Origin of the sequence: Caulobacter mirabilis (assembly GCF_002749615.1) — a bacterium.
GTDB classification, from domain to species: Bacteria; Pseudomonadota; Alphaproteobacteria; order Caulobacterales; family Caulobacteraceae; genus Caulobacter; species Caulobacter mirabilis.
Window position 1 is genome coordinate 1,617,920 of the sequence record NZ_CP024201.1, and the last position, 26,185, is coordinate 1,644,104.

At 69.8% G+C, this 26,185-nt stretch carries 22 protein-coding genes and 1 tRNA gene; 13 read left to right on the forward strand and 10 right to left on the reverse strand.

Going from position 1 to position 26,185, the window contains the following annotated elements; genetic code table 11:
* Positions 1–23: 23 nt before the first annotated feature.
* The 3 genes from mdoH to CSW64_RS21975 form a co-directional block, all read right to left on the reverse strand.
* Complete coding sequence (gene mdoH, locus CSW64_RS07985; RefSeq protein ID WP_099621612.1) at positions 24–1,955, reverse strand: glucans biosynthesis glucosyltransferase MdoH; 1,932 nt, start codon at positions 1,953–1,955, stop codon at positions 24–26.
* Between the two features lie 233 nt (positions 1,956–2,188).
* Positions 2,189–2,857: a DUF998 domain-containing protein gene (locus CSW64_RS07990; protein ID WP_172448496.1), complete on the reverse strand. Its 669-nt coding sequence runs from the start codon at positions 2,855–2,857 to the stop codon at positions 2,189–2,191.
* Positions 2,854–4,038, reverse strand: a complete 1,185-nt coding sequence (locus CSW64_RS21975) for an acyltransferase family protein (RefSeq protein WP_172448497.1) — start codon at positions 4,036–4,038, stop codon at positions 2,854–2,856. Before CSW64_RS21975 ends, CSW64_RS07990 begins: the two co-directional genes overlap by 4 nt.
* 429 nt (positions 4,039–4,467) lie before the next feature.
* On the opposite strand from CSW64_RS21975, the gene CSW64_RS07995 reads away from it, so the two are divergent.
* The gene (locus CSW64_RS07995) at positions 4,468–5,130 is read left to right on the forward strand and encodes a glutathione S-transferase family protein (protein ID WP_099621614.1); all 663 of its coding nucleotides are present in this window, start codon (positions 4,468–4,470) and stop codon (positions 5,128–5,130) included.
* A gap of 56 nt (positions 5,131–5,186) precedes the next feature.
* On the opposite strand, the gene CSW64_RS08000 is transcribed toward CSW64_RS07995, so the two are convergent.
* Positions 5,187–6,788 (reverse strand): M20/M25/M40 family metallo-hydrolase, encoded by a 1,602-nt coding sequence (locus CSW64_RS08000; RefSeq protein WP_216361256.1) that lies wholly within the window; start codon positions 6,786–6,788, stop codon positions 5,187–5,189.
* Between the two features lie 629 nt (positions 6,789–7,417).
* Between CSW64_RS08000 and CSW64_RS08005 the strand changes: the two genes are divergently transcribed.
* From CSW64_RS08005 to CSW64_RS08025, 5 genes are all read left to right on the forward strand, one after another.
* The gene (locus CSW64_RS08005) at positions 7,418–9,790 is read left to right on the forward strand and encodes a TonB-dependent receptor (RefSeq protein WP_172448498.1); all 2,373 of its coding nucleotides are present in this window, start codon (positions 7,418–7,420) and stop codon (positions 9,788–9,790) included.
* A 13-nt stretch (positions 9,791–9,803) separates the two neighbouring features.
* Positions 9,804–11,210, forward strand: a complete 1,407-nt coding sequence (locus tag CSW64_RS08010; protein ID WP_099621617.1) for an MFS transporter — start codon at positions 9,804–9,806, stop codon at positions 11,208–11,210.
* A gap of 35 nt (positions 11,211–11,245) precedes the next feature.
* Positions 11,246–12,172, forward strand: coding sequence for a TauD/TfdA dioxygenase family protein (locus CSW64_RS08015; protein ID WP_099621618.1), 927 nt, complete (start codon positions 11,246–11,248; stop codon positions 12,170–12,172).
* A 13-nt stretch (positions 12,173–12,185) separates the two neighbouring features.
* A complete protein-coding gene (locus CSW64_RS08020; protein WP_099621619.1) occupies positions 12,186–13,076 on the forward strand; it encodes a TauD/TfdA dioxygenase family protein in 891 nt (296 codons plus the stop codon).
* 226 nt (positions 13,077–13,302) lie between these two features.
* Positions 13,303–13,971: a M23 family metallopeptidase gene (locus CSW64_RS08025; protein ID WP_245863863.1), complete on the forward strand. Its 669-nt coding sequence runs from the start codon at positions 13,303–13,305 to the stop codon at positions 13,969–13,971.
* A 126-nt stretch (positions 13,972–14,097) separates the two neighbouring features.
* Here the strand turns inward: CSW64_RS08025 and CSW64_RS08030 are convergent, their stop codons facing one another.
* The 3 genes from CSW64_RS08030 to CSW64_RS08040 form a co-directional block, all read right to left on the reverse strand.
* Positions 14,098–15,192 carry a PepSY-associated TM helix domain-containing protein gene (locus CSW64_RS08030; protein WP_099621621.1) on the reverse strand — a complete coding sequence of 365 codons (1,095 nt, stop codon included), beginning with the start codon at positions 15,190–15,192 and terminating at the stop codon, positions 14,098–14,100.
* The gene (locus CSW64_RS08035) at positions 15,192–17,372 is read right to left on the reverse strand and encodes a TonB-dependent receptor (protein ID WP_099624166.1); all 2,181 of its coding nucleotides are present in this window, start codon (positions 17,370–17,372) and stop codon (positions 15,192–15,194) included. Before CSW64_RS08035 ends, CSW64_RS08030 begins: the two co-directional genes overlap by 1 nt.
* Positions 17,373–17,558: 186 nt before the next feature.
* Positions 17,559–17,634: transfer RNA gene (locus CSW64_RS08040), tRNA-Lys, on the reverse strand.
* Between the two features lie 84 nt (positions 17,635–17,718).
* Between CSW64_RS08040 and CSW64_RS08045 the strand changes: the two genes are divergently transcribed.
* Positions 17,719–18,060 carry an Hpt domain-containing protein gene (locus CSW64_RS08045; RefSeq protein WP_099621622.1) on the forward strand — a complete coding sequence of 114 codons (342 nt, stop codon included), beginning with the start codon at positions 17,719–17,721 and terminating at the stop codon, positions 18,058–18,060.
* Here CSW64_RS08045 and CSW64_RS08050 read toward each other — a convergent pair.
* From CSW64_RS08050 to gcvA, 3 genes are all read right to left on the reverse strand, one after another.
* Positions 18,046–19,776: a DUF885 domain-containing protein gene (locus CSW64_RS08050; RefSeq protein ID WP_099621623.1), complete on the reverse strand. Its 1,731-nt coding sequence runs from the start codon at positions 19,774–19,776 to the stop codon at positions 18,046–18,048. The genes CSW64_RS08045 and CSW64_RS08050 overlap by 15 nt on opposite strands.
* Positions 19,777–19,860: 84 nt before the next feature.
* Positions 19,861–20,178, reverse strand: coding sequence for a chorismate mutase (locus tag CSW64_RS08055; RefSeq protein WP_245863864.1), 318 nt, complete (start codon positions 20,176–20,178; stop codon positions 19,861–19,863).
* A 22-nt stretch (positions 20,179–20,200) separates the two neighbouring features.
* On the reverse strand, positions 20,201–21,157 hold the full coding sequence (gene gcvA / locus CSW64_RS08060) for a transcriptional regulator GcvA (RefSeq protein WP_099621625.1): 957 nt from the start codon (positions 21,155–21,157) through the stop codon (positions 20,201–20,203).
* Positions 21,158–21,344: 187 nt separating this feature from the next.
* Here gcvA and cobA point away from each other — a divergent pair, with 187 nt between their 5' ends.
* The 6 genes from cobA to CSW64_RS08090 all read left to right on the forward strand — a co-directional run bounded on the left by cobA (position 21,345) and on the right by CSW64_RS08090 (position 26,181).
* Positions 21,345–22,235, forward strand: coding sequence for a uroporphyrinogen-III C-methyltransferase (gene cobA, locus CSW64_RS08065; RefSeq protein WP_099621626.1), 891 nt, complete (start codon positions 21,345–21,347; stop codon positions 22,233–22,235).
* Positions 22,232–22,594, forward strand: coding sequence for a DUF2849 domain-containing protein (locus CSW64_RS08070; RefSeq protein WP_099621627.1), 363 nt, complete (start codon positions 22,232–22,234; stop codon positions 22,592–22,594). The genes cobA and CSW64_RS08070 overlap by 4 nt, the downstream gene beginning before the upstream one ends.
* A 7-nt stretch (positions 22,595–22,601) precedes the next feature.
* Positions 22,602–24,260 (forward strand): nitrite/sulfite reductase, encoded by a 1,659-nt coding sequence (locus CSW64_RS08075; protein ID WP_099621628.1) that lies wholly within the window; start codon positions 22,602–22,604, stop codon positions 24,258–24,260.
* Positions 24,244–24,744, forward strand: coding sequence for a DUF934 domain-containing protein (locus CSW64_RS08080; RefSeq protein WP_099621629.1), 501 nt, complete (start codon positions 24,244–24,246; stop codon positions 24,742–24,744). The genes CSW64_RS08075 and CSW64_RS08080 overlap by 17 nt, the downstream gene beginning before the upstream one ends.
* Position 24,745: 1 nt before the next feature.
* The gene (locus CSW64_RS08085; protein ID WP_099621630.1) at positions 24,746–25,507 is read left to right on the forward strand and encodes a phosphoadenylyl-sulfate reductase; all 762 of its coding nucleotides are present in this window, start codon (positions 24,746–24,748) and stop codon (positions 25,505–25,507) included.
* 68 nt (positions 25,508–25,575) lie between these two features.
* On the forward strand, positions 25,576–26,181 hold the full coding sequence (locus CSW64_RS08090; RefSeq protein ID WP_099621631.1) for a nucleoside 2-deoxyribosyltransferase domain-containing protein: 606 nt from the start codon (positions 25,576–25,578) through the stop codon (positions 26,179–26,181).
* Positions 26,182–26,185 lie beyond the last annotated feature (4 nt).

Consider the following 26,185-nt stretch of genomic DNA (forward strand, 5'->3'; position numbering starts at 1 on the left):
TTACTGGCCGGTGGTCGCCGACCTTACGCCGCTTCGAACAGCGCCTGACGGGCGGCGCGCGAGGGCAGGGCGACCACTTCGCCGCCGACCGGGGCTTCCGGCTGCTCGGCCAGTTCCTCGGGCGTGGCCAGCAGGCCGGCGGCGCGCGCCTTGAGGCCGGCTTCGCGCTGCGAGGTCCAGGCGGCGATCTGCGGCGCGAACAGCAGCGGCACGACGATCGGCCAGACCCACAGCAGCAGGTCGGGACGCGGCAGCAGGGCGACGGTGAAGAACAGGCCGGCGAAGAACTCGTTGCGGAAGTTCGTCTTGGCGTCCTCGCGGCTCAGGCCGTCGGCGTCGCGGTTCTGGGCCGCCCAGCCGGCGTCCTTGCCGAGCAGGATCTGGAACACCGCCCGGGTGTTGCCGATCATGTAGATCGGGGCGGTCAGGGCCGACAGCGCCATCTCGGTGGCCATGCTCTTGAGCATGGCCTTGCCGCCGCCGAAGGCGCGGCGCTCTTCCGGGCGGAAGAAGGCCAGGCCGAAGCCCATCAGCTTGGGGCCCAGCAGCATGCCGACGGTCAGTACGGTGGCCCACATCAGCGGGTTGTACTCGGGCACCAGGAAGTACCACCAGGTCCCCCAGTCCGGCTTGTTGCCGACCTGGATCATCAGGCCGACGACCAGCGAGGCCAGCCACAGCGGCGAGGCCAGGTAGGCCATCAGGCCGACGGCCATCTGGAAGCGGCTCATCCAGTGCAGGCCCGGCGCGCCGATCAGGGCGATGTGCTGCAGGTTGCCCTGGCACCAGCGCCGCTCGCGCTTCATGAACTCGAGGATCGAGGGCGGGGTCTCTTCGTGGCTGCCGCCCAGGGTCGGGGTCACATGAACGCCCCAGCCGGCGCGGCGCAGGAGGCCGGCCTCGACCACGTCGTGGCTCATGATGTGGCCGCCGAAGGGCTTGCGGCCCGGCAGGCTCGGCAGGCCGCAGGAGTCGGCGAAGGCGCGCACGCGCACGATGGCGTTGTGGCCCCAGTAGCTGCCTTCCGAGCCCGACCACCAAGCCAGGCCCGCCGAGGCGACGCGGCCATAGAGGCGCACGCCGAACTGCGAGGCGCGGCCGAACAGGGTCTGGGCCTTGACGATGGTCGGGGTGGTCTGGATCAAGCCGATGGTCGGGTGACGCTCCATCGCGTCGACCATGTGCAGGATGGTCTCGCCCGACATGGTGCTGTCGGCGTCGAGGACGATCATGTGGCTGTAGGCGGCGCCGAAGCGGCGGATCCATTCCGACAGGTTGCCGACCTTGCGCTCGGTGTTCTCGCGCCGGCGGCGGTAGTAGACGCGGCAGTTCGACTGCGGGCGGAAGGCCTGGAAGGCGTTCCACTCGGCCGTGGCCACGCGCTCGTCGGTGGTGTCGCTGAGCACGAACAGGTCGAAGTGCTGGGTCACGCCCAGGCGCGACAGCGAGGCCTCGATCTGCGCCAGCCGGCCGAAGGACGCCTGGGCGTCCTCGTTGTACAGCGGCATGAGCAGGGCGGTGCGCACGGTCGGGCGCGGCGGCGTCGCCGCGAAGTTCAGCTCGTCCTTGCCGCCGCGCCGGATCAGCACGGTCAGGCCGGCCACGGCGCTGCAGAACCAGCAGGAGATGGCCAGGATCAGGACTTCGAACAGGGCCAGGCCGACGATCTCGAGCGGCAGGAAGCCGTCGTCGGCGTAGAGGCGGAACGGAACCCAGCTGGCCAGGGCGGCCAGGGCGAAGGTGGCGGTGAACAGGATCAGGCGGCGGCGCGCGATGTCGGCCGGCGACGCTTCGGGCGTGCGTTCGGACATCTTGCCGTCCGGGCCGAGCGACTGCTTGGGCATGGCCAGCGGCGCGGGCGCGGGCAGGTGTTCGCGCTCAGGCGCGCTCGGCGGCGCGTACGACGGCGTGTAGTCGTCGACGTACTGGATCGCGAGGTTGCTCGTGCCGTCCATGAAGGCCGCCGTTTTTCGTGAAGCGCCGTGATCTCACGCAGGTCTGCGAGACTGGGGCGACGTGATCACAGTTATGTTATGCTGCGGCGCACTCGCGCAAGCCCTGATCGCAAATTCCTTTGTGGAAAGCGCGATTTATCGCACTTCTGCCACGATTTGAACCGTGATCGTTCCGTGATCGCGGCTCTAACGGGCAGATCACGGTCGATTTCGCGCCCGTGAACGCCGGTTGTTCACGCCGGGCGAGTCGGCGGCGACGATCCGCCCTCTCCGGCGGCGACCGCGATCAGCCGCCGCTCGAGCACGAAGGCGGCGACGCCGACCCAGCCGATCAGCACGAAGGCGTAGACCCGCTCCCACAGGCCGACGTTGTCGGCGTTCACCACGCCGGGGAACAGCGGGATGAAGTGGTAGTTGGTGATCGCGGTCAGGATGAGCATGGCCACGAACACCACGGCCAGGAAGACCTTGAGGCGGCCGAAGCCCCGGACCCGCGCCAGGCCCCAGATGAGGAAGATCGGCGCCAGCTGGATGCCCAGGCCCAGGTTGATGATGGCGTGCATCGGGTCGGGGTAGAGCCAGACGGTGGACAGGATCAGGCCGGCCGCGCCGAGCAGGAAGGCGGCGAAGATCACCCCGGCCGCGACCCGGCCTCCGCCGAGCGCCAGCAGGGTCAGGGCGAAACCCGCGCCGGCGAAGGCCGCCGCCACGCCCGACAGCAGGATCCCCGCGTTGAACAGCTGCGGCATGGGGGCCGCGGCGCTGCCCAGTTCGCTGATGTACTGGGTGGCGTGGTTGAGGGTGGGGAAGGTCAGGGCCGCCGAGACGAAGGTGACGCAGGCCAGCACCGGCGCCGCCATGCCGATCCACAGCATCCAGCGTCGGCGGCGGAAGCGGGTCATGCCACGCGCGCCGGTTCGCTCGACGCGTCCGACTTCGGGGCCGGCGGCCGGTTCGCGGGATGGCGGCGCAGGCCCCACAGCGGCCGGATCGGTCCCAGGCGGCGGACGATCTCGTAGGTCAGCAGACTGCCGCCCAGGGTGATCCCGACCAGCCACGGCGCCTCGATCCAGGCCGGCTGGTTCAGGCCCTTCAGCACGAAGATGGCGATCACCAGGATGGTCTGGTGGGCCAGGTAGCAGGGGAAGACCGCGTCGGTGACATAGCGCAGGGCCGGGCCGTCGGTGTTGCGCAGGTAGCGGCTGCCGTAGCCCAGGATGGCCGCGATCGCGGTCCATTGGTTGACGGCGTAGACCACGTATTTGGGAATCGCCCAGAAGGCCCGGCCGCCGGGGTGGGCGGTCATCCACATCAGCAGCGCCAGCGAGACCAGCGCCATGATCAGGGCCGGGACGCGCCAGCGCTCGAAGTCGGCCCAGACCTCGTCCTTCAGGGCGATGGCGAAGCCGAACAGGAAGGCGCCCAGCGAGATGGCGTGGTTGTACCAGTCGACCGGCAGGTGGTTGGTCAGGCCGAACCAGGGGAACAGCAGGATGCGGGCGAGGGCCAGGTAGACGATCGGCAGGAAGATCAGCTTCCAGCCGTGCAGCCGCCCGCCGATCAGGGCCTCGAACCAGGCCAGCGCCCGGGGGAAACACATCAGCGCCGCCGCCGCGAAGGTGTAGACGGTGATGTAAAGCACGAACCAGATGTGGTTCACCGGGATGCCGCGCAGGATCTCGGCGGGGCTGAACTGGTGCAGCCACCAGGCGAGCAGGCCCTGGTCCCAGGTGCCCTTGTCGACGGATTCCAGCCAGGCCTGGGGCGGCACCAGGAACAGGATGCCGAACAGCAGCGGCGGCAGCAGCCGCTCCATCCGCGCCTTGGCCATGGCGCCGGGCGTCAGCCGGCGGGCCATGAAGCGCAGCGCCGCGCCGGAGACCAGGAACAGCAGGGTCAGCCGCCAGGGGCCGGTGGCGAGGATCGCCTCGGCCAGCCAGGCGAAGGTGTGCCGGCTGTGCACGTGCCAGTCCCAGGGGGCATAGACCAGCGCCACGTGGAACAGGATCAGCAGGCCGAACGCGCCGACCCGGATCCAGTCGAGATCCGCGCGGCGGGCAGTCTTGGCGGGAGGGGTGGACACAGCGACGGCGACTCTAGGCGGAACGACGGCGGTAGTGGCGGGCCTCCTGCCAGAGAACCGTCCGGAAAGCGACAGTCATCACGTCGCCGGCGGGGTGGCGCGGCAGGGCGCAGGAGGCGGCGAAGATCCTGTAGGGACAGGGGAAATCCGCCCGACCGGTCTCTGCCCAAGCCTGTGGCGCCGCAGCATCATTCCGGGGCAATTCGAAGCAAAGTGGCTGGTTTCCGTGGGGTTCGGGCGATTTCTCGGGATGACGCGGCGCCGCAAAACCGGCATTGGGCGGTCAACCGCGTCCGACTGTCGGAGGGAGGTCGCGGCCCCTGTGAAGCAGATTTCGCGATCTGCGCGTGAGCCCCCGGTCTGTTCCAGGCCGGGGGCTTTCGTTTTCCGCCCTTTGCTTCCGCGACGGCGCCCGCGATACATCCGCCCATGATCACGCTGTGGCACTGCGCGGACGCGCGCTCCTTCCGTCCCCTCTGGGCGCTCGAGGAGCTGGGACTCGACTACGAGCTGAAGATGCTGCCGTTCCCGCCGCGGTTCCTGGCGCGGGAGTATCTGGAGGAGAATCCGCTCGGCACCATCCCGCTGCTGGTCGACGGCGAGACGCGGATGACCGAGTCCTCGGCGATGATCGAGTACCTGTCGAACCGCCATGGCGACGGGCGGCTCTCCGTCCGGCCCGACGAGCCCGGTTACGGCGCCTATCTCAACGGCCTCTATTTCGGCGAAGCCACGCTGACCTTCCCGCAGACCCTGGTGTTTCGCTACGCGCACCTGGAGCCGGAGGAGCGTCGGCAGCCGCAGGTCGCCGCCGACTACGCCAAGTGGTTCCTGGCCCGCCTCGCCGGGCTGGAGGCCGTGCTGGAGGCGGGCGAGGTCTACGCCGCCGACCGGTTCACCGGCGCGGACATCTCGGTGACCTACGCCCTGCTGCTGTCGCGCAGCCTGGGCCTGTCCGACGAGTGGCCGCCGCGGGTCCGCGCCTACTGGGAGCGGATGTCGGCCCGCGACGGCTTCCAGCGGGCCAAGGCGAAGCAGCGCGACGCCGGCGCGGCCCAGGGCGTTGGGCGTCCGCCGCTGAAGGAGGGCTGATCCGATCGTCCCCGCCTGCGCGGGGACACGCGGCGTGATGGATCTACGCCTTCGTTCTACGCCTCCGCCAGGGCGTATAGCAGGTCGACGTAGAACTTCTCCGCCTCGGCCAGGCCGGCGACCTTCGAGCCGGGTTTGGGCCTGATCACCATGTACTCGTCCGGCGCGTGCTGGCGCGAGCCGTGGCCCAGGCCGGCGGTGACCAGCGGCAGTTTCAGGGTGTCGGTGAAGACGTAGTAGGGCGCGCTGCCGGCCAGCCGCGGCAGGACGGTCGGGGTGACGCCGTACTTGTTGAAGGTCCCGATCGCCGCCTTGACCAGCGGCGCCTCGACCGTGGTCTGGGCCGCCGGATAGCCGCTGAGCTGAGTGATCTTCACATCGGCGAAGCCCTGGGCGTCTAGGTAGGATCGGAACTGCTTCATCAGCTGAGCCGGGGTCTGGTTGGGCACCATCCGCACGTCGACCTTGGCCACGGCCTTGTGCGGCAGGATGGTCTTGGCGCCGACGCCGGTGTAGCCGCTGGCCAGGCCGTCGATGTTGAAGCTGGGGTTGAACAGGTTCTCGTAGAGGGTCTCCTCGGCGGTCATGCCGCCCATCCAGCGGTCGACCTTCAGCGCGTCCTTGCGCGCCGCCTCGTCGGCCAGCCACTGCGGCAGGACGCCGTTGGCCAGCCTCTGCTCCTCCAGGTTGGGCGGCCGGATCGGATCGTAGAAGCCGGGCACGAGGCAGGTGTTGCCGTCCGGCGTCGTGAGGCTGGCCAGGGCGTGGGCCAGGCGCCAGACCGGGCTGTCGAGGATCGACTTGTGGGAGCCGTGGACCTCGGCCTCCTTGGGGCCGCCCTGCGGGCCGCCGCGGGTCTCCAGTTCGATGTACCAGATGCCCTTCACGCCCATCGGCATGGTCACCTGGCCGGCGGGGGTCTGGCTGTTCATCGGAAAGAACACGCCGTCGGCGGTCTTCAGGCGGCTCTCGTACTTGGCGATGAGTTCCGGATAGTGGGGCGAGCCCAGCTCCTCCTCGCCCTCGGCCAGGATCATCAGGTTGACCGGCAGTTTCTTCTTCACCGCCAGAATCGAGGCCACGGCGTTGAGGAAGGCGCGCTCGGGCCCCTTCTGGTTGGTCGCGCCGCGGGCCATCAGCACCTGGCCGAGCTTCGGATCGTCGACCAGCTCCCCGGCGAAGGCGTCGACGCTCCAGCCCGTCGGCTCGATCGGCTGGACGTCGTACATCATGTAGACGACCAGGGTCTTCTTGGCCTTCTGGTCCAGATAGCCCCAGACGCCCGGGTGGCCGGAGGAGGGGACGATCGCCGTCTCCTGGAAGCCCAGCGCCTTCAGGTCGGCCTCGACCAGGCGGGCCATCTCCTGGACGCCGTCGTTCTGGGCGCTGATCGACCGCTGCCGCACCCAGCGGCGCAGGTTCTCCAGGTGCTCGGCCTGGTGGGCGTCGATGTAGGCGTAGACGTCCTTGTGCTGGCCCTTGTAGGCGGGAACCTTGGCGGCGTCGTAGGCCTCGGTCGTGCTGAAGGGGGTCTTCGGGGCCTTGGGGCGGGGCGTTGGCGCCGGCGTGTCCGCCGCCCGCGCGCCGCCGGCGGCGGCGACCGCGCCCGCCCCCATCAGGGCGCCGAGCCCCCGGCGTGAAACCCAGCGAGTGCTCATGACGGCGTCCCTCCCAAGACAACGCGACCCTACGCGACGCCGAACGCTAGGGGCGGGACGGGGAGGCGGCAAGGCCTTCGCCTCCGCGCGGCCGCAATCGCCCTGAAGTCGCAACATTCCGTCTCGGAATTGCAACGAACCGGCCCAACTGCCGCCGCGGCGGGGGGCGATCGTCTTCCTGCGCCGCGCTGAACCGGACGGGGCGCATCAAGGGCCGGTCTCGGGGATCCCTCCCCCCCAGTCCCGCGGCTGGTCCTAGGCGGCGCCTTCCGGCGAATGGAAGGCGCCGCCCCTTTCCCTCTCGACCTCCCAGCGGCGCGAACAGCGACCGCAGAAATTCTGTCGAGACTCAATCCCCACTTCATCAGTAGACATTAGATCAGGCGGCGGGTTCCTCCCCTTTCACGTCGCCGTTGATGCGAAGCGTGGGCCGGCTTGGGCCGGGCCGGCCCACGCGACCTCCCGACGTCACGAAGTGCAGAGGAAGCAAGGTCGAATGTGTAGCCAGCCCGACGGACGGCGATAGCGCCGGCGTAAGTTCCGCCCGACCGCATCATAAGGCGGCGGGCCTTTCCATCATCGAGAACGAATGTCTGCCGCCTCCCTCCGAGCGCGGCGCGGGGATGACTGTGTCTGTAGCAAACCTAAAAACAATCCTGACTCTTTCGACGGCCGCGGCCGCCCTGGTCGGCGCGGCGCCGTCCTGGGCTCAGACGATCGCATCGACCGGCGCGGCCAGCGACGTCGCCGCTGAAGCGGCGCTCGCCGACGCCGCGGAGGTCGATCAGGTCGTGGTGACCGCGCGTCGCCGCGAGGAGAACGCCCAGGACGTGCCGATCGCCCTGACCGTCTTCGGCGGCGAGGCGCTGGAGGCGGCCGGCGCCTACAATGTCCAGCAGATCACCCAGCTGGCCCCGAGCCTGCAGTTCGGCTCGTTCAACCCGCGCAACACCACGGTGAACATCCGCGGCCTGGGCAACAACGTCGGCCTGGCCAACGACGGCCTGGAGGTCGGCGTCGGCTTCTACATCGACGGCGTCTATTACAGCCGGCCGGCCGCCGCGACATTCGACCTGACCGACATCGAGCGGGTCGAGATCCTCCGCGGGCCGCAGGGCACGCTGTTCGGCAAGAACACCACCGCCGGCGCCCTGAACATCATCACCCGCGCGCCGACCTTCGAGACCGAGGCCCAGCTGGAGCTGACCGCCGGGAACAAGGGCTTCTTCCAGACCAAGGGCTCGCTGTCGGGGCCGCTGGGCGAGACCCTGGCCGGGCGGGTCTCGTTCGCCACGACCTATCGCGACGGCCTGGTCCACAACGTCGTCAACGGCCGGGACTATAACAACCAGCAGAGCCTGGCCCTGCGCGGCCAACTGCTGTGGAAGCCGAGCGATGCGTTCCACCTGCGGCTGGCGGCCGACTACAACAAGCAGGACACGGACTGCTGCGTGCTGGTCTTCGCCGGCGTCGCGCCGACGCTGAAGCCGGCCGCCGCGCAGTTCGCCGCCCTGGCCGCCGGCCTGGGGTACAGCCCCGCCAGCCGCAATCCCTTCGATCGCCGGACCGACATCAACGACAAGGCCCAGGCCAATCAGGAGCTGGGCGGGGTCTCGGCCACGGCCGAGTGGGACCTGGGCGGCGCCACCGTCACCGGCATCGCCAGCTGGCGGTTCTGGAACTGGGACCCGGCCAACGACGCAGACTTCACCCGCCTGTCGATCATCGAGCGTTCGGAAAACGCCGACGAGCAGGAGCAGGCCACGCTGGAGCTGCGCGTGGCGTCCAACGGCGAACGCACGATCGACTATGTCGCCGGCGTTTACGCCTACTGGCAGGATATCGACGCCCGGCTGACCAGCGTGTTCGGGCGCAACTCGACCTATTGGCTGCTCAGCCCGGCGCTGCCCGGGGCCCTGACCGACGGCTACCGCTCGGACGGAACCGCCGCGTCGACGACCAAGAGCTACGCCGCCTTCGGCCAGCTGACCTGGCACGCCACCGATCAGCTGAGCATCACGCCGGGGCTGCGCTACACCTATGAGGACAAGGACGCCCGGTTCCGGTCCACGGTCTCGGGCGGGCTGGCGACGACCAATCCGACCCTGCTGGCCTACAAGCTGGCGCTGGCCCGGCCGCAGGCCTACACCGCCGAGCTGTCCGACGGCAGCCTGTCGGGCCAGATCAACGTCTCCTACAAGCTGACCCCGGACGCGCTGGTCTATGTGAACTGGGCGCGCGGTTACAAGTCGGGCGGGATCAACCTGGGCGGTTTGCCCGTGGACGCGGCCGGCAATCCGATCCCGGACAGCGCGGTCATCGAGCCCGAGAAGACCACCGCCTGGGAGCTGGGCCTGAAGAGCCAGCTGTTCGACCGCCGGGTGACCTTCAACGTCGCGGTCTTCCGGACCGATACCGATGACTACCAGGCCAACATCGTCGACAGCGCCGGCGGCACGCTCAAGCAGTTCCTGGCCAACGTCGAGCAGGTGCGCTCGCAGGGCGTCGAGCTGGACGCGCAACTGGCCCGGATCGGCGGCTTCAGCGGCTACCTCTCGGCCGCCTACACCGACGCCGAGTACGTCTCCTACCGGAACGGTCCTTGCCCGATCGAGAAGATCGGCAGCGCCACGGCCGCCTGCGACCTCAGCGGCGAGGCCCTGCCGGGCGTATCGAAATGGGCGGCCACGCTGGGCGCCGACTACGAGCGGGCCCTGTCGCTGGGCGGGATCGAGGGCGAGGGCTACCTCGCCGGCGAGGTCAGCTATCGCAGCAACCCGGCCAGCCTGTCGGCCTACACCGAGGTCGGCGACCTGACCCTGGTCAACCTGCGCGCGGGCTTCCGCGCCGCCAAGGGCTGGGAGCTGTTCGTCTGGTCCAAGAACCTGCTGGACGAGGAGTACTTCCAGTACCTCAGCGCCCAGACCGGCAACTCCGGCGCCCTCTACGGCGCGCCCGGCGATCCGCGGACGGTCGGCGTGACCTTCCGCGCTCGGTACTAGGGGAGGGCGCGCGATGACCACCGCTTCCGCCACAGCCGCCACGAGCCGTCCCGCCGCCTGGCGACTGGCCGTCTTCGCCTCATTGGCCGTGCCGCTGGCGGGGGCGGGTCTGCCGCTGGCCGTCTACCTGCCGCCCTACTACGCCCAGGAGCTGGGTCTGGGGCTCGGGCTGGTCGGCGCCATCTTCATGATCAGCCGGCTGGGCGACGCGGTCATCGATCCGCTCGTCGGCGGCTGGTCGGACCGCACGCGGAGCCGTTTCGGCCGCCGCAAGCCCTGGATCGCCGCCGGCGCGCCGCTGTTCGCCCTGGCCACGGCCGCGATCTTCGCCCCCGGCCTGCTGGGGGTCCGGCCGGGGGCGGTCTGGCTCTCCGCCTGGCTGGCGGTGTTCTACATCGGCTGGACGATGATCCAGATCCCGGTCTCGGCCTGGGCCGGGGAGCTGGCGGCGCAGTATCACGAGCGCAGCCGGGTCCAGACCTTCTTCCATGTCACCACGGCGGCGGGCCTGCTGCTGGTGCTGGTCCTGCCGGCGATCCTGGACCAGGTCGCCGCCCGCGCCGGCGTCGCCGCCAACCAGGAGCTGAAAGTCGCCGTGATGGGCGGCTTCATCCTGGTGACCTTCGTCCCGGCGATCGCCGCGACCCTGCTGCTGGTCAAGGAGCCGGCGGCGCCGACCCCGCCGGCCGGCCCCTCGACGCTGAAGCGCGACCTGGCCGTCGCCGCCCGCGATCCGCTGCTGCGCAAGGTGCTGACCTCGGATTTCGCGGTCACCCTGGGCCAGCTGATCCGCAGCTCGCTCTTTGTCTTCTTCGTCTCCGCCTACATGGGCCGCCCGGACCTGGCCGCGGGGCTGTTCCTGCTGCAGTTCGTGTTCGGCGTCTTCGCCGGCCCGATCTGGCTGCAGATCGGCTATCGCCTGGGCAAGCACCGCACCGCCGTCGCCGGCGAGATCGTCCAGGTCGGCGTCAACCTGGCCCTGCTGTTGGTGACGCCCGAGGCGCTGCCGCTGCTGATCGGCCTGACCATCGCCCAGGGCCTGGCCCAGGGGTCGGGCAACCTGATGCTGCGAGCCATGGTCTCCGACGTCGCCGACAAGCAGCGGCTGGAGACCGGCGTCGATCGCACGGGTCTGCTGTTCTCCATCTTCAGCCTGACCGGCAAGGCGGCCACGGCCGTGGCCGTGGGCGTGGCCCTGCCGCTGGTCGGGGCGCTGGGCTTCAAGCCGGGCGCGACCAATGGAGCCGAGGCCCTGCTGGGGCTGAAGCTGGTCTTCGCCCTCGGCCCCGCGCTCGCCCACGCCGCCTCGGCCTGGCTGATCGCCGGCTTCTCCCTCGACGAACAGCGCCACGGCGACATCCGCCGCCAGCTGGACGAGCGCGACGGGCTCGCGGGCCCGCTCGCCACCCCCGCCGAATGATCCTCCGTCCCCACCAGCTTCACAGGAGATTTCTCATGAGCGCCGACGGAACCCTGACCATCGCCCCCGCCAAGCTCGACATCCGCCGTGTCGGCGGCCGCCTGGGCGCCGAGATCGCCGGCGTCCGGCTCGGACCGGACCTCGACGACGCCACGGTGCAGGCGATCTACGACGCCCTGCACGCGCACAAGGTCATCTTCTTCCGCGACCAGGGCCATCTGGACGACGACAGCCAGGAGGCCTTCGCCGAACGGCTGGGCAGTCCGGTCGCCCATCCGACCGTGCCGGTGAAGAACGGCAAGTACCTGCTCGAGCTCGACTCCCGCCTCGGCGGCCGCGCCAACAGCTGGCACACCGATGTCACCTTCGTGGACGCCTATCCCAAGGCCTCGATCCTGCGGGCGGTGACCTCGCCGGAGTACGGCGGCGACACCGTCTGGGCCAACACGGCGGAGGCCTACAACCGCCTGCCGCCGGAGCTGAAGGCGCTGGCCGACAGCCTCTGGGCCCTGCACACCAACGCCTACGACTACGCCGCCACCCGCGGGACGGTGTCGAAGGAGGCGATCGAGCGGCACCGCACGGTGTTCGCCTCGACGGTCTATGAGACCGAGCATCCGGTCGTCCGCGTCCATCCGGCGACCGGCGAGCGGACCCTGGTTCTGGGCCACTTCGTGAAGTCCTTCGTCGGCTACTCCAGCCAGGACAGCCGGCGGCTGTTCGACCTCCTGCAGGACCAGGTCGTCAAGCTCGAGAACACGGTCCGATGGCGCTGGCGCCAGGGCGACGTGGCCATCTGGGACAACCGCGCCACCCAGCATTACGCGGTCGACGACTACGGCGACCAGGTGCGGGTCATGCGCCGCGTGACCCTGGACGGCGACACGCCGGTGTCGATCACCGGCGAGCGCAGCCGGGTGATCAAGCCCGAGGTCGCCCCCCACAGCATCGCGGCCGAATAGAGGAGGGCCCGCCATGAACGCCATCACCGATCGTCATCGCTTCGAGACCGAGGTGGTCGAGGGGCTGACCTTCGTCCCCGCCGGCCCCGTCCTGGGCGCCGAGGTCGAGGGCCTGGACCTGCGCGAGGAGCTGTCGCCCGGCGTGGTCGCGGCCATCCGCGGCGGCCTCAATCGCTACAAGGTGCTGTTCTTCCGCGACCAGGACATCAGCCACGAGGACCATATCCGCTTCGGCCGCTACTTCGGCGACCTGGAGGGACATCCGGTCACCGCCACCGTGCCCGGCCATCCGGAGATCCTGCACATCGAGGCGGCCGACGGGCTGAAGCTGCGCGAGGACATCCTCCCGATCGTCCGCCCGGCCAACAAATGGCACACCGACGTCACCTTCCGCGAGAAGCCGTCCTTCGCCGGCATCCTGCGGGCGCGGACCCTGCCGCCGCTGGGCGGGGACACGATCTTTGCGGACACCGCCGCGATCTACGCCGACCTGCCCGCCGAGGTGAAGGAGAAGATCGGTCGCCTGAAGGCCGAGCACGACATCCTGCAGTCGTTCGGCTACCGCGTGGACGAGGCCAAGCGGAAAGAGCTCTCGGAGCAGTATCCGCCCCGCGCCCACCCGGTGGTTCGCACCCATCCGGAGACCGGCGAGAAGCACCTGTTCGTGAACCACGTCTTCACGACCCGGATCCTCGGCCTCGACGACGAGGAGGGCAGGGACCTGCTCGCCTACCTCGTCGACCGGGTGAAGGCGCCGGAGTACCAGGTCCGCTTCCGCTGGAGCCCCGACGCCATCGTCTTCTGGGACAACCGCGCAACCCAGCACTACGCGGTGCTGGACTACTGGCCGGACTATCGGGCGGTCGAGCGGGTCACCGTCCGCGGGGACGACAAGCCCTTCTGAGTTTCCGAGTTCTCTCCCTGGTCGCCGTCTCCCCATGGCGTCCTTCTGGACGGCGACACACCTCGGGCCAGGATCGCGGACCGATCCTGGCCCGTCTTTTTTATTGAACAATGTTCGATGGTTAGGTGCGTCGGCCTGACGCATCGCATCGCCGCGTCGAGGCCCCATTTGGACCCGAAAGGGTTATCCCCGCTCGTCCGTCCACCCCCACAAACCCAGAGTACAGATGCCGACATCCCCCCGGATGCCCTGGAGCCTGATCGTGCGTCGCGGCTACGTCGCGATGGGGTTCGCCCTGTCCTTCGCCGGCCTGGCCGTCGCCGCCCAGCCGCAGACCCGGGCCGCGGCGAAGAGAGTCGCCGAACATGTGGAGGGCCACAAACCTGAGCCCAGGACCTTCGAGACCGTGCTGGTCTGGCAGGGGCTGGATGTGGACGGCGACGGCGCGGCCGACTTCGCCAACCCGACCGGCGCCGCGCCGCGCACCCTGGACGACTTCGGCTCCGGCGCGTTCGGCGCCCGGCGCGACGGCGGCGGCCGCCGGCACGAGGGCGTCGACTATGCGGCGACGGCGGGGCAGGCCGTACGGGCCCCGATCTCCGGCTACGTGACCAAGATCGGCTACGCCTATGGCGACGACGCCGGACTGCAGTTCGTCGAGATCACCAACCCGGCCATCGGCTATGTCGCGCGGGCCTTCTACATCGACCCGACCGTGACCGTCGGCCAGGCCGTGCGTCTGGGGACGCGGATCGGCAGCGCGGTCAGCCTGCAGTCGCACTATCCCGGCATCACCGACCATGTGCACCTGGAGGTGATGAACCCCGCCAAGGCCCGCATCGACGCCAACCGCGTGATCGTCGCCAAGCTGACCACCCGCGAGGTGCGGGGCTAGGCTCGGACCTCATATCCGTCATCCCGGCGAAGGCCAGGACCCAGGTCCAGCCTCGGCTTCATGACGGCTTCTGCGGACTCACAGCTCGCAACTGGGTCCCGGCTTTCGCCGGGATGACACGGAGAGCTAGGCCGCCTGCACGGCTTTCCGGACCGGCCGCTTGCGCTTCTGGGTCTTGGGGTTGGCCCAGAAGGTCCAGACCGCCAGGGTGCCGAGCAGGGCCAGGACGAGGCCCGAGAAGGTCATCACCAGCCGCATGACGACGCCGCCGACCTTGGCGGCATGGATCGGGTACTCGGCGTTGGCGATCCTCAGGCCCAGCGGCATGGCCTGGGCGTCGCGCGAGGCGACCAGGCGGCCGTCGGCGGGATCGAACCAGAACATCGTCCGGCCGTTGGGCAGCCATTCGGCCTGCTGGCGCACCCGCAGCGAGATCAGCGCCCCCGGCTTGGCGGGCAGGCCGATGGTGCGCAGCTCCGCGTCGGGGAACCTCGCCCGCGCTGTCTCCAGCAGGGCCTTGTAGTCGATGTCGGGCGACAGCGGCCCGCCCTTCACGCTCGGCGGCTTGGAGGCGGCGGCCATCACCGACGGTTTGGTGAAGGGCGCCAGGATGACGTCCTCGACCGCCGGCAGGGTCATCATCACCCCGGTCAGCATCGAGACGAACAGCACCGGCGCGGCGAGCAGGCCGATGTCGCGGTGGTGCCAGACCACGGCGTTGCGCTTGAAGCTGGTCGGCCAGGCCCGCACCGTGAACAGGCGGCGGGTCGGCCACCACAGGATGATCCCGGTGACCACGAAGGCCAGCCCGACCAGGGCCATGATCCCGGCCGCCATCTCGCCGGCGTCGCCCATCAGCAGGTGATGGTGGAAGTCGAACAGCCAGACCTCCGGCCGCTCCCACTTCGACGACCAGCGGGTGACGATCTCGCCGTCCTGGGTCGCGTAGGCGCCGCGGTTCTCGCCGTAGTTCAGGGTGTGCAGCCCCATCCGCTCGCTGGCCAGGATGATCGACCGCGGCCGGTCCTCGGCCGAGAAGATCCTGTCGACCGCGCGGGCCACCGTGGCGGCGTCCTGCACCTGGGCGTCGGCCGCGTGCGGCAGGGTCAGGCGCAGGTAGTCGGCCTCGTGCACCAACAGGGCGCCCGACAGCCCCAGCGCCGCCAGGAACAGGCCGATGAAGCCGCCGGCCCAGCGGTGCAGGAGCCTCAGGATCGCCATCAGAAGCGGCGTTCCAGGCCCAGGGTGAAGGTGCGGCCGCGGCCGGCGAAGAAGCGGTTGTCGTCGCCGAGGTTGGTCGTGTCGGACGCGTAGCTGACGTACTGCTGGTCCATCAGGTTGTTCACCGTGAAGAAGACGTCGCCGAAGTCTGCCGCGTAGCGCACCGAGGCGTCCATGACGGCGTAGCCCTCGAAGCGGCTGTCGCGACCCTTGCGCGGGCTGCGGGCGGCCCCGTCGTAGTCGCGGCCCAGGTAGAACTGGCTCTGGACGCGAACCGTCAGCGGCCCTTCCTGGTAGGAGGCGGCCAGGTTGAACCGGTCCGGCGAGATGTTGGCGCCGTCCAGGTCGATGTCGACGCTGCCGTCCTGGTTGCTGTCGGCGCGACCCTTCAGATGGGCGTAGCCGGCGTAGACCTTCAGGCCGGGCAGGGGCGTCTGGACGTTGACGTTCAGCTCCAGGCCCTCGATCTCGACCCGCTGGCGCTGGACGTCATAGACCTGGGAGACCGGATTGCGGACCAGCAGCGAGCCGAGCTTCGACTTGGACCAGAAATAGGCGGCTGAGGCCTCGATCGGCCCCTTCCTCCACTCGGCGCCGATCTCCTGGTTGTCGGAGATCACCGGGCTGATGTTCAGGTAGGTGTCGACGTCTTTGCCGGGTTCGGAGATGGAGCGGAGAATCCGGCCGACGTCCGGCACGGTGTAGCCCTCGGCGTAGCTGACGTATAGGCGCAGACCGTCCATCGCCTTCCACACCACGCCGCCGTTGTAGAGCGTGGCGCTGAATTCGGGATCGCCGCCGCCGACCTTCCGCGAGCCGTAGGTCCACAGGGTCTCGAAGTCGTCGGCCTTGAGCTGGACCTTTTCATGCCGGACGCCGGCGGCCAGGTGCACGCGGTCGTCGAACAGGGCCAGGTTGGCCTGAACGAACGGCGCGACGCTGGTGAACTCGGTCGGCGGCACCCAGTCCCGGGGCGTGCGCATCAGCGACTGGCGGGTCTTGTCGCGCAGCGCGTCCAGGCCGACGATTGCGGTCAAGCCCTGGACGAACGGGATCTCGCGCTCGTAGCTGCCGCGCGCGCCCAGCTTCTCGGACTGGTTGTAGGACTGGTCGAGCAGCGTGCCGAACGGCGCGATGCGGGGATCCTGGAAGGTCGGGGCGCGGTCGGCGCCGAAGATGTCGCGGGACTTGTTGTAGAAGGCCTGGGCGGTCAGCGAGCCGCCCCACAGGTCGTCGTGGGCGACCTGCAGCGAGACCATCTGCACCTTGTTCGACGCCGGGGCGCCCTCGGCCACGCCGCGCACGCTGGTGGCGGGGCGGTTGAGGTCGCGGCTGCCGGTCGAGACGATGTAGTCGGCGTCGCCCTTGAGCTCGAAATAGTTGGCGATCAGGTCGAAGCGCAGGTGGTCGGTCGCCTGCCAGCCGAAGCGGCCGAAGATCGAGCCGCTCTTGGAATCCTGGATCTCGCCCTGGGTGTTGTCGACCGCCACGCGGCGACCGTCGCCGTCGTAGAAGGCGCCGCGGGCCTCGTAGGCCAGGCCGATCGTGGCGTCGAAGGCGCCGGCGCGATAGGCGACCAGGCCGGCGGTCTTCCAGCCCAGGCCGTCGCCGTGGAAGCCGGTGTCGCTGCTGACCTGGGCCAGGGCGCGGCCGGAAATCCCGTCCTCGCGCGGCGCGCCGACGGTGACCTGGTTCACGACGCCGCCGGTGGCGCCGATGCCTTGCAGGGCGTTGGAGCCGTAGATCAGCTCGACCCGGTCGATGAAGAACGGATCGATGGTGAAGCCGTCGCGCGAACCGTCGCGGATCGGCGTCGACTGCGGGATGCCGTTGACGGCGTACAGCGGCGAGCGGCCGCGCAGGCTCTCGCCCGAGCCCGACAGCTTCTGCCGGGTCGGCGAGAAGGACGGCGACAGGGTCGAGACCGCGTCCACCATCGAGCCGCTGATCGCCACTTGATCGACCAGGGTCTGGGAATCGACGACGTCGACGGTCAGGGGCAGGGCGCTGGCGGGCAGCTTGGTGCGGGCGGCGGTGATCACCACCTCGGAGACCGAGGCCCCACCGGCGCCGGCGTCGGCCTCTTCAGCCATGGCGGCGGAGGCTCCGGCCAGGATCAGCAGGCTCGCGCCCGTCGCCAGAACCTTGCTGTGCGTCATCCGCACGCTGCGCCGCGTCATCATCTAATCCCGACCTTTTTGCTAGGAAGTCGGGCTCTATAGGCGATTGAGAGTTGTTCGCAACCTCGTTCTGGGAAGGGTTGCAAAGAAGAAACGCGCACGTGGGCTGCGAACCGCAGGCGTCCTGCGGCGACGCGCGAGGTCGGGTCCCCGAAAGGGGAGCGATCTTTCAAAATTCAGGAGAAGTGGTGGGTGTACAAGGATTCGAACCTTGGACCCGCTGATTAAGAGTCAGCTGCTCTACCAACTGAGCTATACACCCGTTCCCGGCTCCGGTCCCTTGCGGTGACTGGCGGCGAGGGCGCGGAACATACGCGAAAAGTTCGGGGGCGCAAGGGCGTTTATTTTGGCTAGACGAGATATCACTGGAGCCGTTGATTTTCCTTATCTTGAGGCCTTCGCGGCCGGCGATACGGGCGTGATCGACGAGGTGCTGGGACTGTTCCAGGAGCAGGCTCAGCTGTGGTCGCCGCTGCTTGATTCCGAGTCGGAAGGCTGGCGCGACGCGGCCCACACCGTGAAGGGCGCGGCGCGGGGAATCGGCGCCCACGCGCTGGCCGAGGCCTGCGAGCGGGCGGAGGCCCAGGGGCCGCACGCGCTGCCCGATGTCCACGCCGCCCTCGACGCGGCGCTGTTCGACATCGCCGCCTACCGTCACGAGGCGGCGCTCAGGTCATTGCGCGGCTGATTTCGCGGCGATCCAGGCCTCGACGCGGCGGCGCAGCTCGACCAGGGGCAGGGCGCCGTCCTTGAGGATCACCTGGTTGAAGGCCTTCAGGTCGAAGCCTCGGCCCAGCGCCGTCTCCGCCTGGGCGCGGAGGGCCATGATCTCCAGCCCGCCGGAGTCATAGGCGGTCAGCTGACCCGGCATGACGGCGATCCGATCGATCATGTCCTCGGAAGCCCTGGCGTCGAAACGGCCGGTGGCGACCAGGTAGTCGACCGCCTGTTTCCGTGTCCAGCCGAAGGCGTGCAGGCCGGGATCGACGACCATGCCCCGCGCCGGCCAGATGCGGCGCATGATCAGGGCGTCGTCGCTGTCGTACATGCCGGCTTCCTCGGCCAGCGCCTCGGAATAGCGGGCCCAGCCTTCCATGTAGGCGCCGTTGAAGGTCAGCTTGGCGATGGCGGTGTCGGGGGCGTGCTCCCGGGCGATGGCGAACTGCAGGTGGTGGCCGGGCCAGGCCTCGTGCACGGCGGTGATCGCCGCCTCGGCCCGGGTCTTGGTCGCCCAGTCGCCCAGCTGGATGCGGTAGACGCCGGGCTTGGCCGGGTCGGGTTCGGGCTCGTAGCGGGAGTTGACCCCGGCGGCCTCCTCGAAATCGGCGGCGGGCTTGATGACCACCTCCTGCGTCGGCATCCGCTCGACCAGCGCGGCGGTCTTGATCTTCGCCGCCGCCATGAGCGCCTGATTGTAGGCCAGCAGCTCGTCCTTGGACTTGAAGTGGTTGGCGGCGCTGCCCTTGGACCGCTCGACGATGGCGGCGAAATCGGTCAGGCCGTAGGCCTGCCGGCCCAGGGCGATGACCCTGGCGGCGTTGGCCTCGACGGTGCGCCGGCCCAGGTCGTAGACCTCCTGCGGCGTCCGGTTCAGCGTCGTCACCGAGCGCAGGTTGGCCTGGTAGCAGGCGGCGCCGTTCGGCAGTTCAGACACCGCGACGCCGTCGCGCGCCCGGGGCAGGTATTCGGTCTGCAGGAAGTCCCGGTAGCGGATCAGCGCCGGATTGACCCGCTCGACCATCAGCTTGCCGAACGCCGCGCGGAAGGCCGGGTCCGGATCGCGCTCCGCCGGCGAATAGAAGGGCGAGGCCTCCGGCTTGACCGAGGTCAGGTCGTTCATCTGGCCGATCACGCGGCCGACGACCGACTTCGGCGCGGCGTAACCCTGGGCCAGGCCCGACCGCAGGTTGGCGATCTCCTGGTCGAGGAAGGCGGGGACCGAGCCCCAGCGCTTCAGGGCGTCGGCGCGCGCGGCGGGCGAGCCGACCGGCTGGGCGGCGGCCATCTGGGTGAAGTTGGACTGCCAGCCGTTGAAATGGTTCACGTTCCACAGCTCGGTCCGGCAGACGCGCAGCTGCAGATCGGCTTCGAGCATCTCCTGCAGGACCGCATAGGTCGCCTGGTCCGGGCCGGAGAGGGCGGCGCGGTCGATGGCGCGCAGCGCCGCCAGGCTCCGGGTCCAGCGGGCGTCGAAGTCGGCCAGGGCGGCGGGGCTGCGGTCGGCGAAGCGGTCGCGGCCCGGCGCGTCGACGCCGGTCAGGTCGATCAGGCCCGGGTCATAGGCCAGATAGTCCCGCGCGACGGCGTCGCCCAGGGCGGCCAGCCGCTCCGACGGCGTCTGGGCGAGGGCGGCTGCGCCCCACAGGCTGAAGGCGGCGGCGACGGCCAGGCGACGTCCGGACATGGCGAAACTCCCCGTGGCGCGGGACGCGCGCCGCCGAGAGCCTGCCGCTACGGAGCGGCGTTCTCTAGTGAAAAGTGAACGGCCTCAGCCGTTCCGCAGCCTGTCCCAGGCGCGGAACTCGTAGGCGATGCAGCGGTCGATCATCATCCGCCAGACCGGTTCGGCGATGGCCTCGGACAGGCCGGCCTCGCGGGCGGCGGCCTTCACCTTGGCCACAACGTCCTCGATCCGGGCGCGGTCATGCACGACATTGCGGTCCTGCTTGATGCGCGCGGCGGCGTCCATGTAGCCCTGCCGCTCGGCGATGATGGCGACCAGGGCCCGATCGAGGGCGTCCACGCCCTGACGGACGTCGGCCATGGTGGTGCAGTCGGCGGGGGCGACGCGAGGGTCGATCGCCATAGTCAGTACATCTTTGGGCACTTCAGATACCGGCGCCGTTGTCCATGGTGCGGAGGGCGGCCTCATGGGCCGCGGCCTCCTCGGTGAGCCAGGAGACGAACGCCTTCACCTGCGGCAGCCGTCCCTTGGTCTTGGGATGGACGACGTAATAGGCGAAGTCGACGGCGGTGGCGATGGGGAAGGGCGTCACCAGGCGTCCGGCGTCGAGATCCGCCTGCGCCAAGGTCCTTTTCGCCAGCGCGACGCCGCGTCCGTTGGCGGCGGCCTCGATCACCAGGCTGGATTGATTGAACCGCGGGCCGCGGGTGCCGTCGACGGTCTTCACCCCGCGGGCGGCGAGCCACATCGCCCAGTCCGGGCAGGAATCGTCGGCGTCCGGCGAACCGTCGTGCAGCAGGATATGATGCGACAGGTCCGACGGCTCGTTCAGCGGATTCTGCTCCAGCAGAGCCGGCGACACGACGGGAATCACCGTTTCGCTGAGCAGGCGGGTGACCTCCAGGCCCGGATAGCGGCCGCCGCCGTAGCGGATGGCCAGGTCGATCTCGCCGCTGGCGAAGTCGACCACGTCCATGCCGGCGCTCAGCCAGACGTCGACCTGGGGCTGGGCCTCCTCGAACTTGCCCAGCCGGGGGACCAGCCACTTGGCGGCGAAGGACGGGGCGGCGGTCAGGGTCAGGCGGCGGCCGTCCACGGCGGCGGTCAGCAGGCTGGCCGCCTCGGCCAGGCGGTCGAAGGCCTCGCGCAGCGCGGGCAGGGCGGTCTGGGCCGCATCGGTCAGCAGCAGGCCCTTGGGCGTGCGCTTGAACAGGGCCGCGCCGACGTAGTCCTCGAGGTTCTGGATCTGCTGGCTGACGGCGCCCGGCGTCACGGACAGCTCCTCGGCCGCGCGGCTGAAGTTCAGGTGGCGGGCGGCCGCCTCGAACGCGCGCAGGGCGTTCAGCGGGGGAAGGCGGCGGCGCTCGATGGTGCGTTCCATGAGAATTCCTGATGCCCCCGGCAGAAGTCTTGGTTTGCGATCTGAGCCTCTCGAACCCAGTTTGCAAGCGTCCGGGGACGTATCGGCCCTTTTCGTCAACGGATGAGCAGCGGGGTGGACGCAAGTCCGCCCCGCTTCGACTCAAGGGTTCTAATACCTACCGGACTTGTAGAGAAACTAAAGTTCGATGTCTCGGTCCGATCGCCCTGCCGCCTCCAATCGCCGCCTGGTGGCCCTCGATGGCGCCGGGACCGCCGCCGCGCCCGGGCGGGTGTGGTTGGTCGGCGCCGGTCCGGGCGACCCCGAACTGCTGACCCTCAAGGCCGCGCGGTTGATCGCGGCGGCCCAGGTGATCGTCCACGACGGCCTGGTCTCCCGCGAGATCCTGGAGATGGCCTCGCCAGGCGCGCGGCTGATCGACGTGGCCAAGCGCAAGAGTCGCCACACCCTGCCGCAGGACGACATCAACCAGCTGCTCGTGGCGTTCGCGCTGCAGGGCCTGGACGTGGTGCGGCTCAAGGGCGGCGATCCCTTCATCTTCGGCCGCGGCGGCGAGGAGCTGCTGGCCTGCCGCGCCGCGGGCGTCGCCTGCGAGGTCGTTCCGGGCGTCACCGCGGCCCTGGCGGCCTCGGCCGGCGCCGGCGCGCCGCTGACCCATCGCGGGGCGGCCCAGGCGGTGACCTTCGTCACCGGCCATGCGGCGCACGGGGAGCCCGACCTCGACTGGCCGGCCCTCGCCAAGGCCAACCAGACCGTCGTCATCTACATGGGCCTGACCACCGCCGGGCTGATCGCCGGCCGCCTGATGGACGCCGGCCGCGACGGCGCGACTCCGGCGCTGGTCGTGGTCAACGCCAGCCGCGCCGACGAGACCCGTCATCCGACGACGCTGGCCAAGTTGGCCGAGGTCGCCGAAGGCCTCTCCGGCCCCGCCCTGCTGATCGTCGGCGAGGCGATGGCGCTGGCCCTTTCCCATTCCGATGGTTCCCGCGAAGGCGGGAATCCAAGCGGCCTGTCCGTGGCCTCTGACTCAGCTTGGGTCCCCGCCTTCGCGGGGATGAACGGTAGTTCGCAATGAAAGTCCTCACCGCCAACCGCCTGATCGACGGCGAGGTCGTGTTCTGGAAGGACGGCCGCTGGATCGAGCCGTTCGCCGACGCCCAGCAGTTCGCCGATGACGACGCCGCCGGCGAGGAGACCGTCGCCGCCGCCAAGACCCAGTCCACCGTCGTGGTCGACCCCTACCTGATCGACATCGTCGAGGCGCCCGGCGGCTGGGCCCCGGTCAGCTACCGCGAGCGCATCCGCGCGCTCGGCCCCACCAACGAACCGACCCACGGCAAGCAGGCCGAGGGCGGCGCCGGCATCGAGGCCATCCTCGCCGCCACCGGCGCCGCGCGCTCGACCGGCCGCGTCGACCTGATCCGCAGGAAGTAGCCCGCGCATGTATCGCTACGACGCCATCGACAAGGAGTTCCTGGCCGACCGGGCCAGCGAGTTCCGCGAACAGGTCGGACGCCGCCTAGCCGGCGACATCACCGAGGACCAGTTCAAGCCGCTGCGGCTGATGAACGGCCTGTATCTGCAGCTGCACGCCTACATGCTGCGGGTCGCCATCCCGTACGGCGCCTTCGACAGCCGCCAGATGCGCCGGCTGGCGCACATCGCCCGCACCTACGACAAGGGCTACGGCCACTTCACCACCCGCCAGAACATCCAGTTCAACTGGATCAAGCTGGGCCAGGCGCCGGACATCATGGACGCCTTGGCCGACGTTGACCTGCACGCCATCCAGACCAGCGGCAACTGCATTCGCAACACCACCTCCGACCCGTTCGCCGGCGCGACGGATGAAGAGGTGGACGATCCGCGGGTGTGGTCCGAACTGATCCGGCAGTGGTCGACGCTGCACCCGGAATTCTCGTTCCTGCCGCGCAAGTTCAAGATCGCGGTCACCGCCTCGGCCAAGGACCGCACCGCGGCCAAGGTGCATGACATCGGCCTGATGCTGCGTCGGGGCCGCGACGGGACGCTGGGTTTCGAGGTGATCGTCGGCGGCGGGCAGGGACGCACCCCCTACGTCGGCCCGACCATCCGGGAGTTCCTGCCAGCCGACCGGCTGCTGAGCTACCTGGAAGCGATCCTGCGCGTCTACAACCGCCACGGACGGCGGGACAATATCTACAAGGCGCGGATCAAGATCCTGGTCGGCGCGCTGGGCGCGGAAGAGTTCGCCCGCCAGGTTGAGGAGGAGTGGAGCAAGCTCGACTCCGTCCAGGCCGACTTCCCGCCGACCGAGCTGGCCCGCATCCGCGGCGCCTTCGCGCCGCTGGCCTTCGAGACCCTGCCGGCCCGTTCGGAAGCCTTCGAGGCCGCCAAGGCCGCCGATCCGGCCTTCGCCCGGTTCGTGCGCAACAACGTCAAGGCGCACAAGCAGCCCGGCTACGCCATCGTCGAGATCTCGCTGAAGGATCCGCAGGCCACGCCCGGCGACATCACCGCCGAGCAGATGGAGGTCCTGGCCGACCTGGCCCAGCGCCACGGCCAGGACGACATCCGCGCCACCCACGAGCAGAACCTGGTCCTGCCGCATATCAAGCTGGACGACCTGCCGGCGGTGCACGCGGCGCTGAAGGCGGCCGGGATCGCCACGCCGAACATCAACCTGATCAGCGACATCATCGCCTGCCCGGGTCTGGACTACTGCGCCCTGGCCAACGCCCGCGCCATCCCGATCGCCCAGTCGATCGCCCAGCGCTTCGCCGACGCCGACCGCGCCGAGACGGTGGGCGAGCTGAAGATCAAGATCAGCGGCTGCATCAACGCCTGCGGCCACCACCATGTCGGCAACATCGGCATCCTGGGCGTGGATAAGAAGGGCGAGGAGTTCTACCAGCTCAGCCTCGGCGGCTCGGGCCAGGAGGACGCCTCGCTGGGCCAGATCCTCGGCCCGGCCCTGCCGGTCGATCGGGTGGCCGACGCGGTCGAGATCCTAGTCGAGACCTATCTCTCCGCCCGCCAGGGCGAGGAGCGTTTCCTGGACACCTATCGCCGCGTGGGCATGGCCCCCTTCAAGGAGGCCGTCTATGCCGACGCTCATTAGGCACGTCGAAGACCGCTACGAGGCCGCCGAGGACGTCTTCGTCGACGTCCTGGACGAGGACGAGACCCCGGCCGAGGGCGCGGTGATCCTGTCCCTGACCCGCTTCCAGGCCGAGGGCGACGCCCTGCTGGGCGCCGGCCGCGCCGTCGGGGTGCGCATCCAGTCGGACGAGGCGGTCGAGGACCTGGCCTACGACCTGCCGCGCCTGGCCGTGGTGGCCCTGGTCTTCCCGAAGTTCCGCGACGGCCGCGCCTACACCTCCGCCCATCTGCTGCGGAAGCGGCTGGGTTATGCGGGCGAGGTGAGGGCGGTCGGAGACGTCCTGCGGGAGCAGGCCGGCTTCATGGTCCGCTGCGGGATCGACGGTTTCGCCCCGTCCGACGGCTCAACGCCGGCGGACTGGGCGCACGCGGCCGGGCGGTTCCGGCACGTCTACCAGCGCGGGGCCGACGCGCGGGCGCCAGTCTTCGAGGAGCGCGCGTAACATGGCCTTCGACCGGCAGCAGCTCGACCAGCCCCAGATCGTGACCCCGTCGGCGGCCCTGGCCGCGCGACTGGACGCCGAGCTCCGATCGGCGCATCCGCGCACGATCATCGAGGCCGCCTACGCCGAGTACGGCGACCGGCTGGCCCTGGTCTCGTCCTTCGGGGCGGAGTCGGCGGTGCTGCTGCATCTGGCCGCCCAGGTGAGCCCGGACATCCCGGTGCTGTTCCTGGACACCGGCATGCTGTTCGGCCAGACCCTGGACTACCGCAAGTCGCTGGCGGCCCGGTTGGGCCTGACCGAGGTGCGCGATCTGCGGCCGACCTTCGCCGACATCGCGGTCCACGATCCCAAGTCCGACCTCTGGAAGAGCGACACCGACGCCTGCTGCAACATCCGCAAGGTCGTGCCGCTGGACAAGGCGCTGAAGAGCTTCGGCGGCTGGCTGACCGGCCGCAAGCGCTTCCACGGCGGCGATCGCCTGCGCCTGGCGGTGGTCGAGGAGGCCGACGGCCAGCTGAAGTTCAATCCCCTGGCCAACTGGGGCAAGGAAGACCTCGACGCCTATGTCGTCGAGCATGACCTGCCGGCTCATCCGCTGGTGGCCCAGGGCTTCCCCTCGATCGGCTGCTGGCCCTGCACCGCGCCGGTGGAGGAGGGGCAGGACGTCCGCGCCGGCCGCTGGAAGGGCCAGGACAAGACCGAGTGCGGCATCCACGTCGCCCGGGCGCCCAGCGCCCCGAACGTCGGCGGCGGCATTTGACGCCGGCGGGGCTGGACGCGCCCCGCCGAAAGACTGATTCAGGCCTCTCCAGTCTCCGGGAGAGTCGCATGCGCGTTCCCAGCCTAGCCCTTCTGGCCGCGGCGGCCGTCCTGGTCGCCGGTCCCGCCTGCGCCGCGGAGCTGATCCGGTCGCCGGGGGCGGCTCCAGCCATCTCTGACAGGCGCCCGGTCATCTTCCTGGGCGGCAGCATCGAGATGGGCAATGCGCCGGACTGGCAGGCGGCGTTCGCCCGCAGCCTGGACGACCTGGACGTCGTCCTGCTGAACCCCCGCCGCGAGGACTGGAATCCGGCCTGGAAACCCGTCGCCGAGGATCCGAACTTCCGCGCCCAGGTCGAGTGGGAGCTGGCCGCCCTGGAGCGCTCGGACATCATCGTGATCTACCTGGCGCCCGGGACCCAGAGCCCGATCAGCCTGCTCGAGCTGGGCCTCTACGCGCGGTCGGGCCGGCTGGTGGTGCTGGCGCCGGAAGGCTTCTGGCGAAAGGGCAACGTGGACATCACCGCACAGCGCTACGGCGCGCGGCGCGTATCCTCTCTGGAGGAGCTGGCGGCGGTCGCGCGCGAACGGGCGACGGCCCTGGCCGCGCAGCGGCTCGAGGCGCTTCAGCCCGCGGAGCGGCTCAAGGCGCGTCAGCCTGCGGAGCGGCGCTAGATGG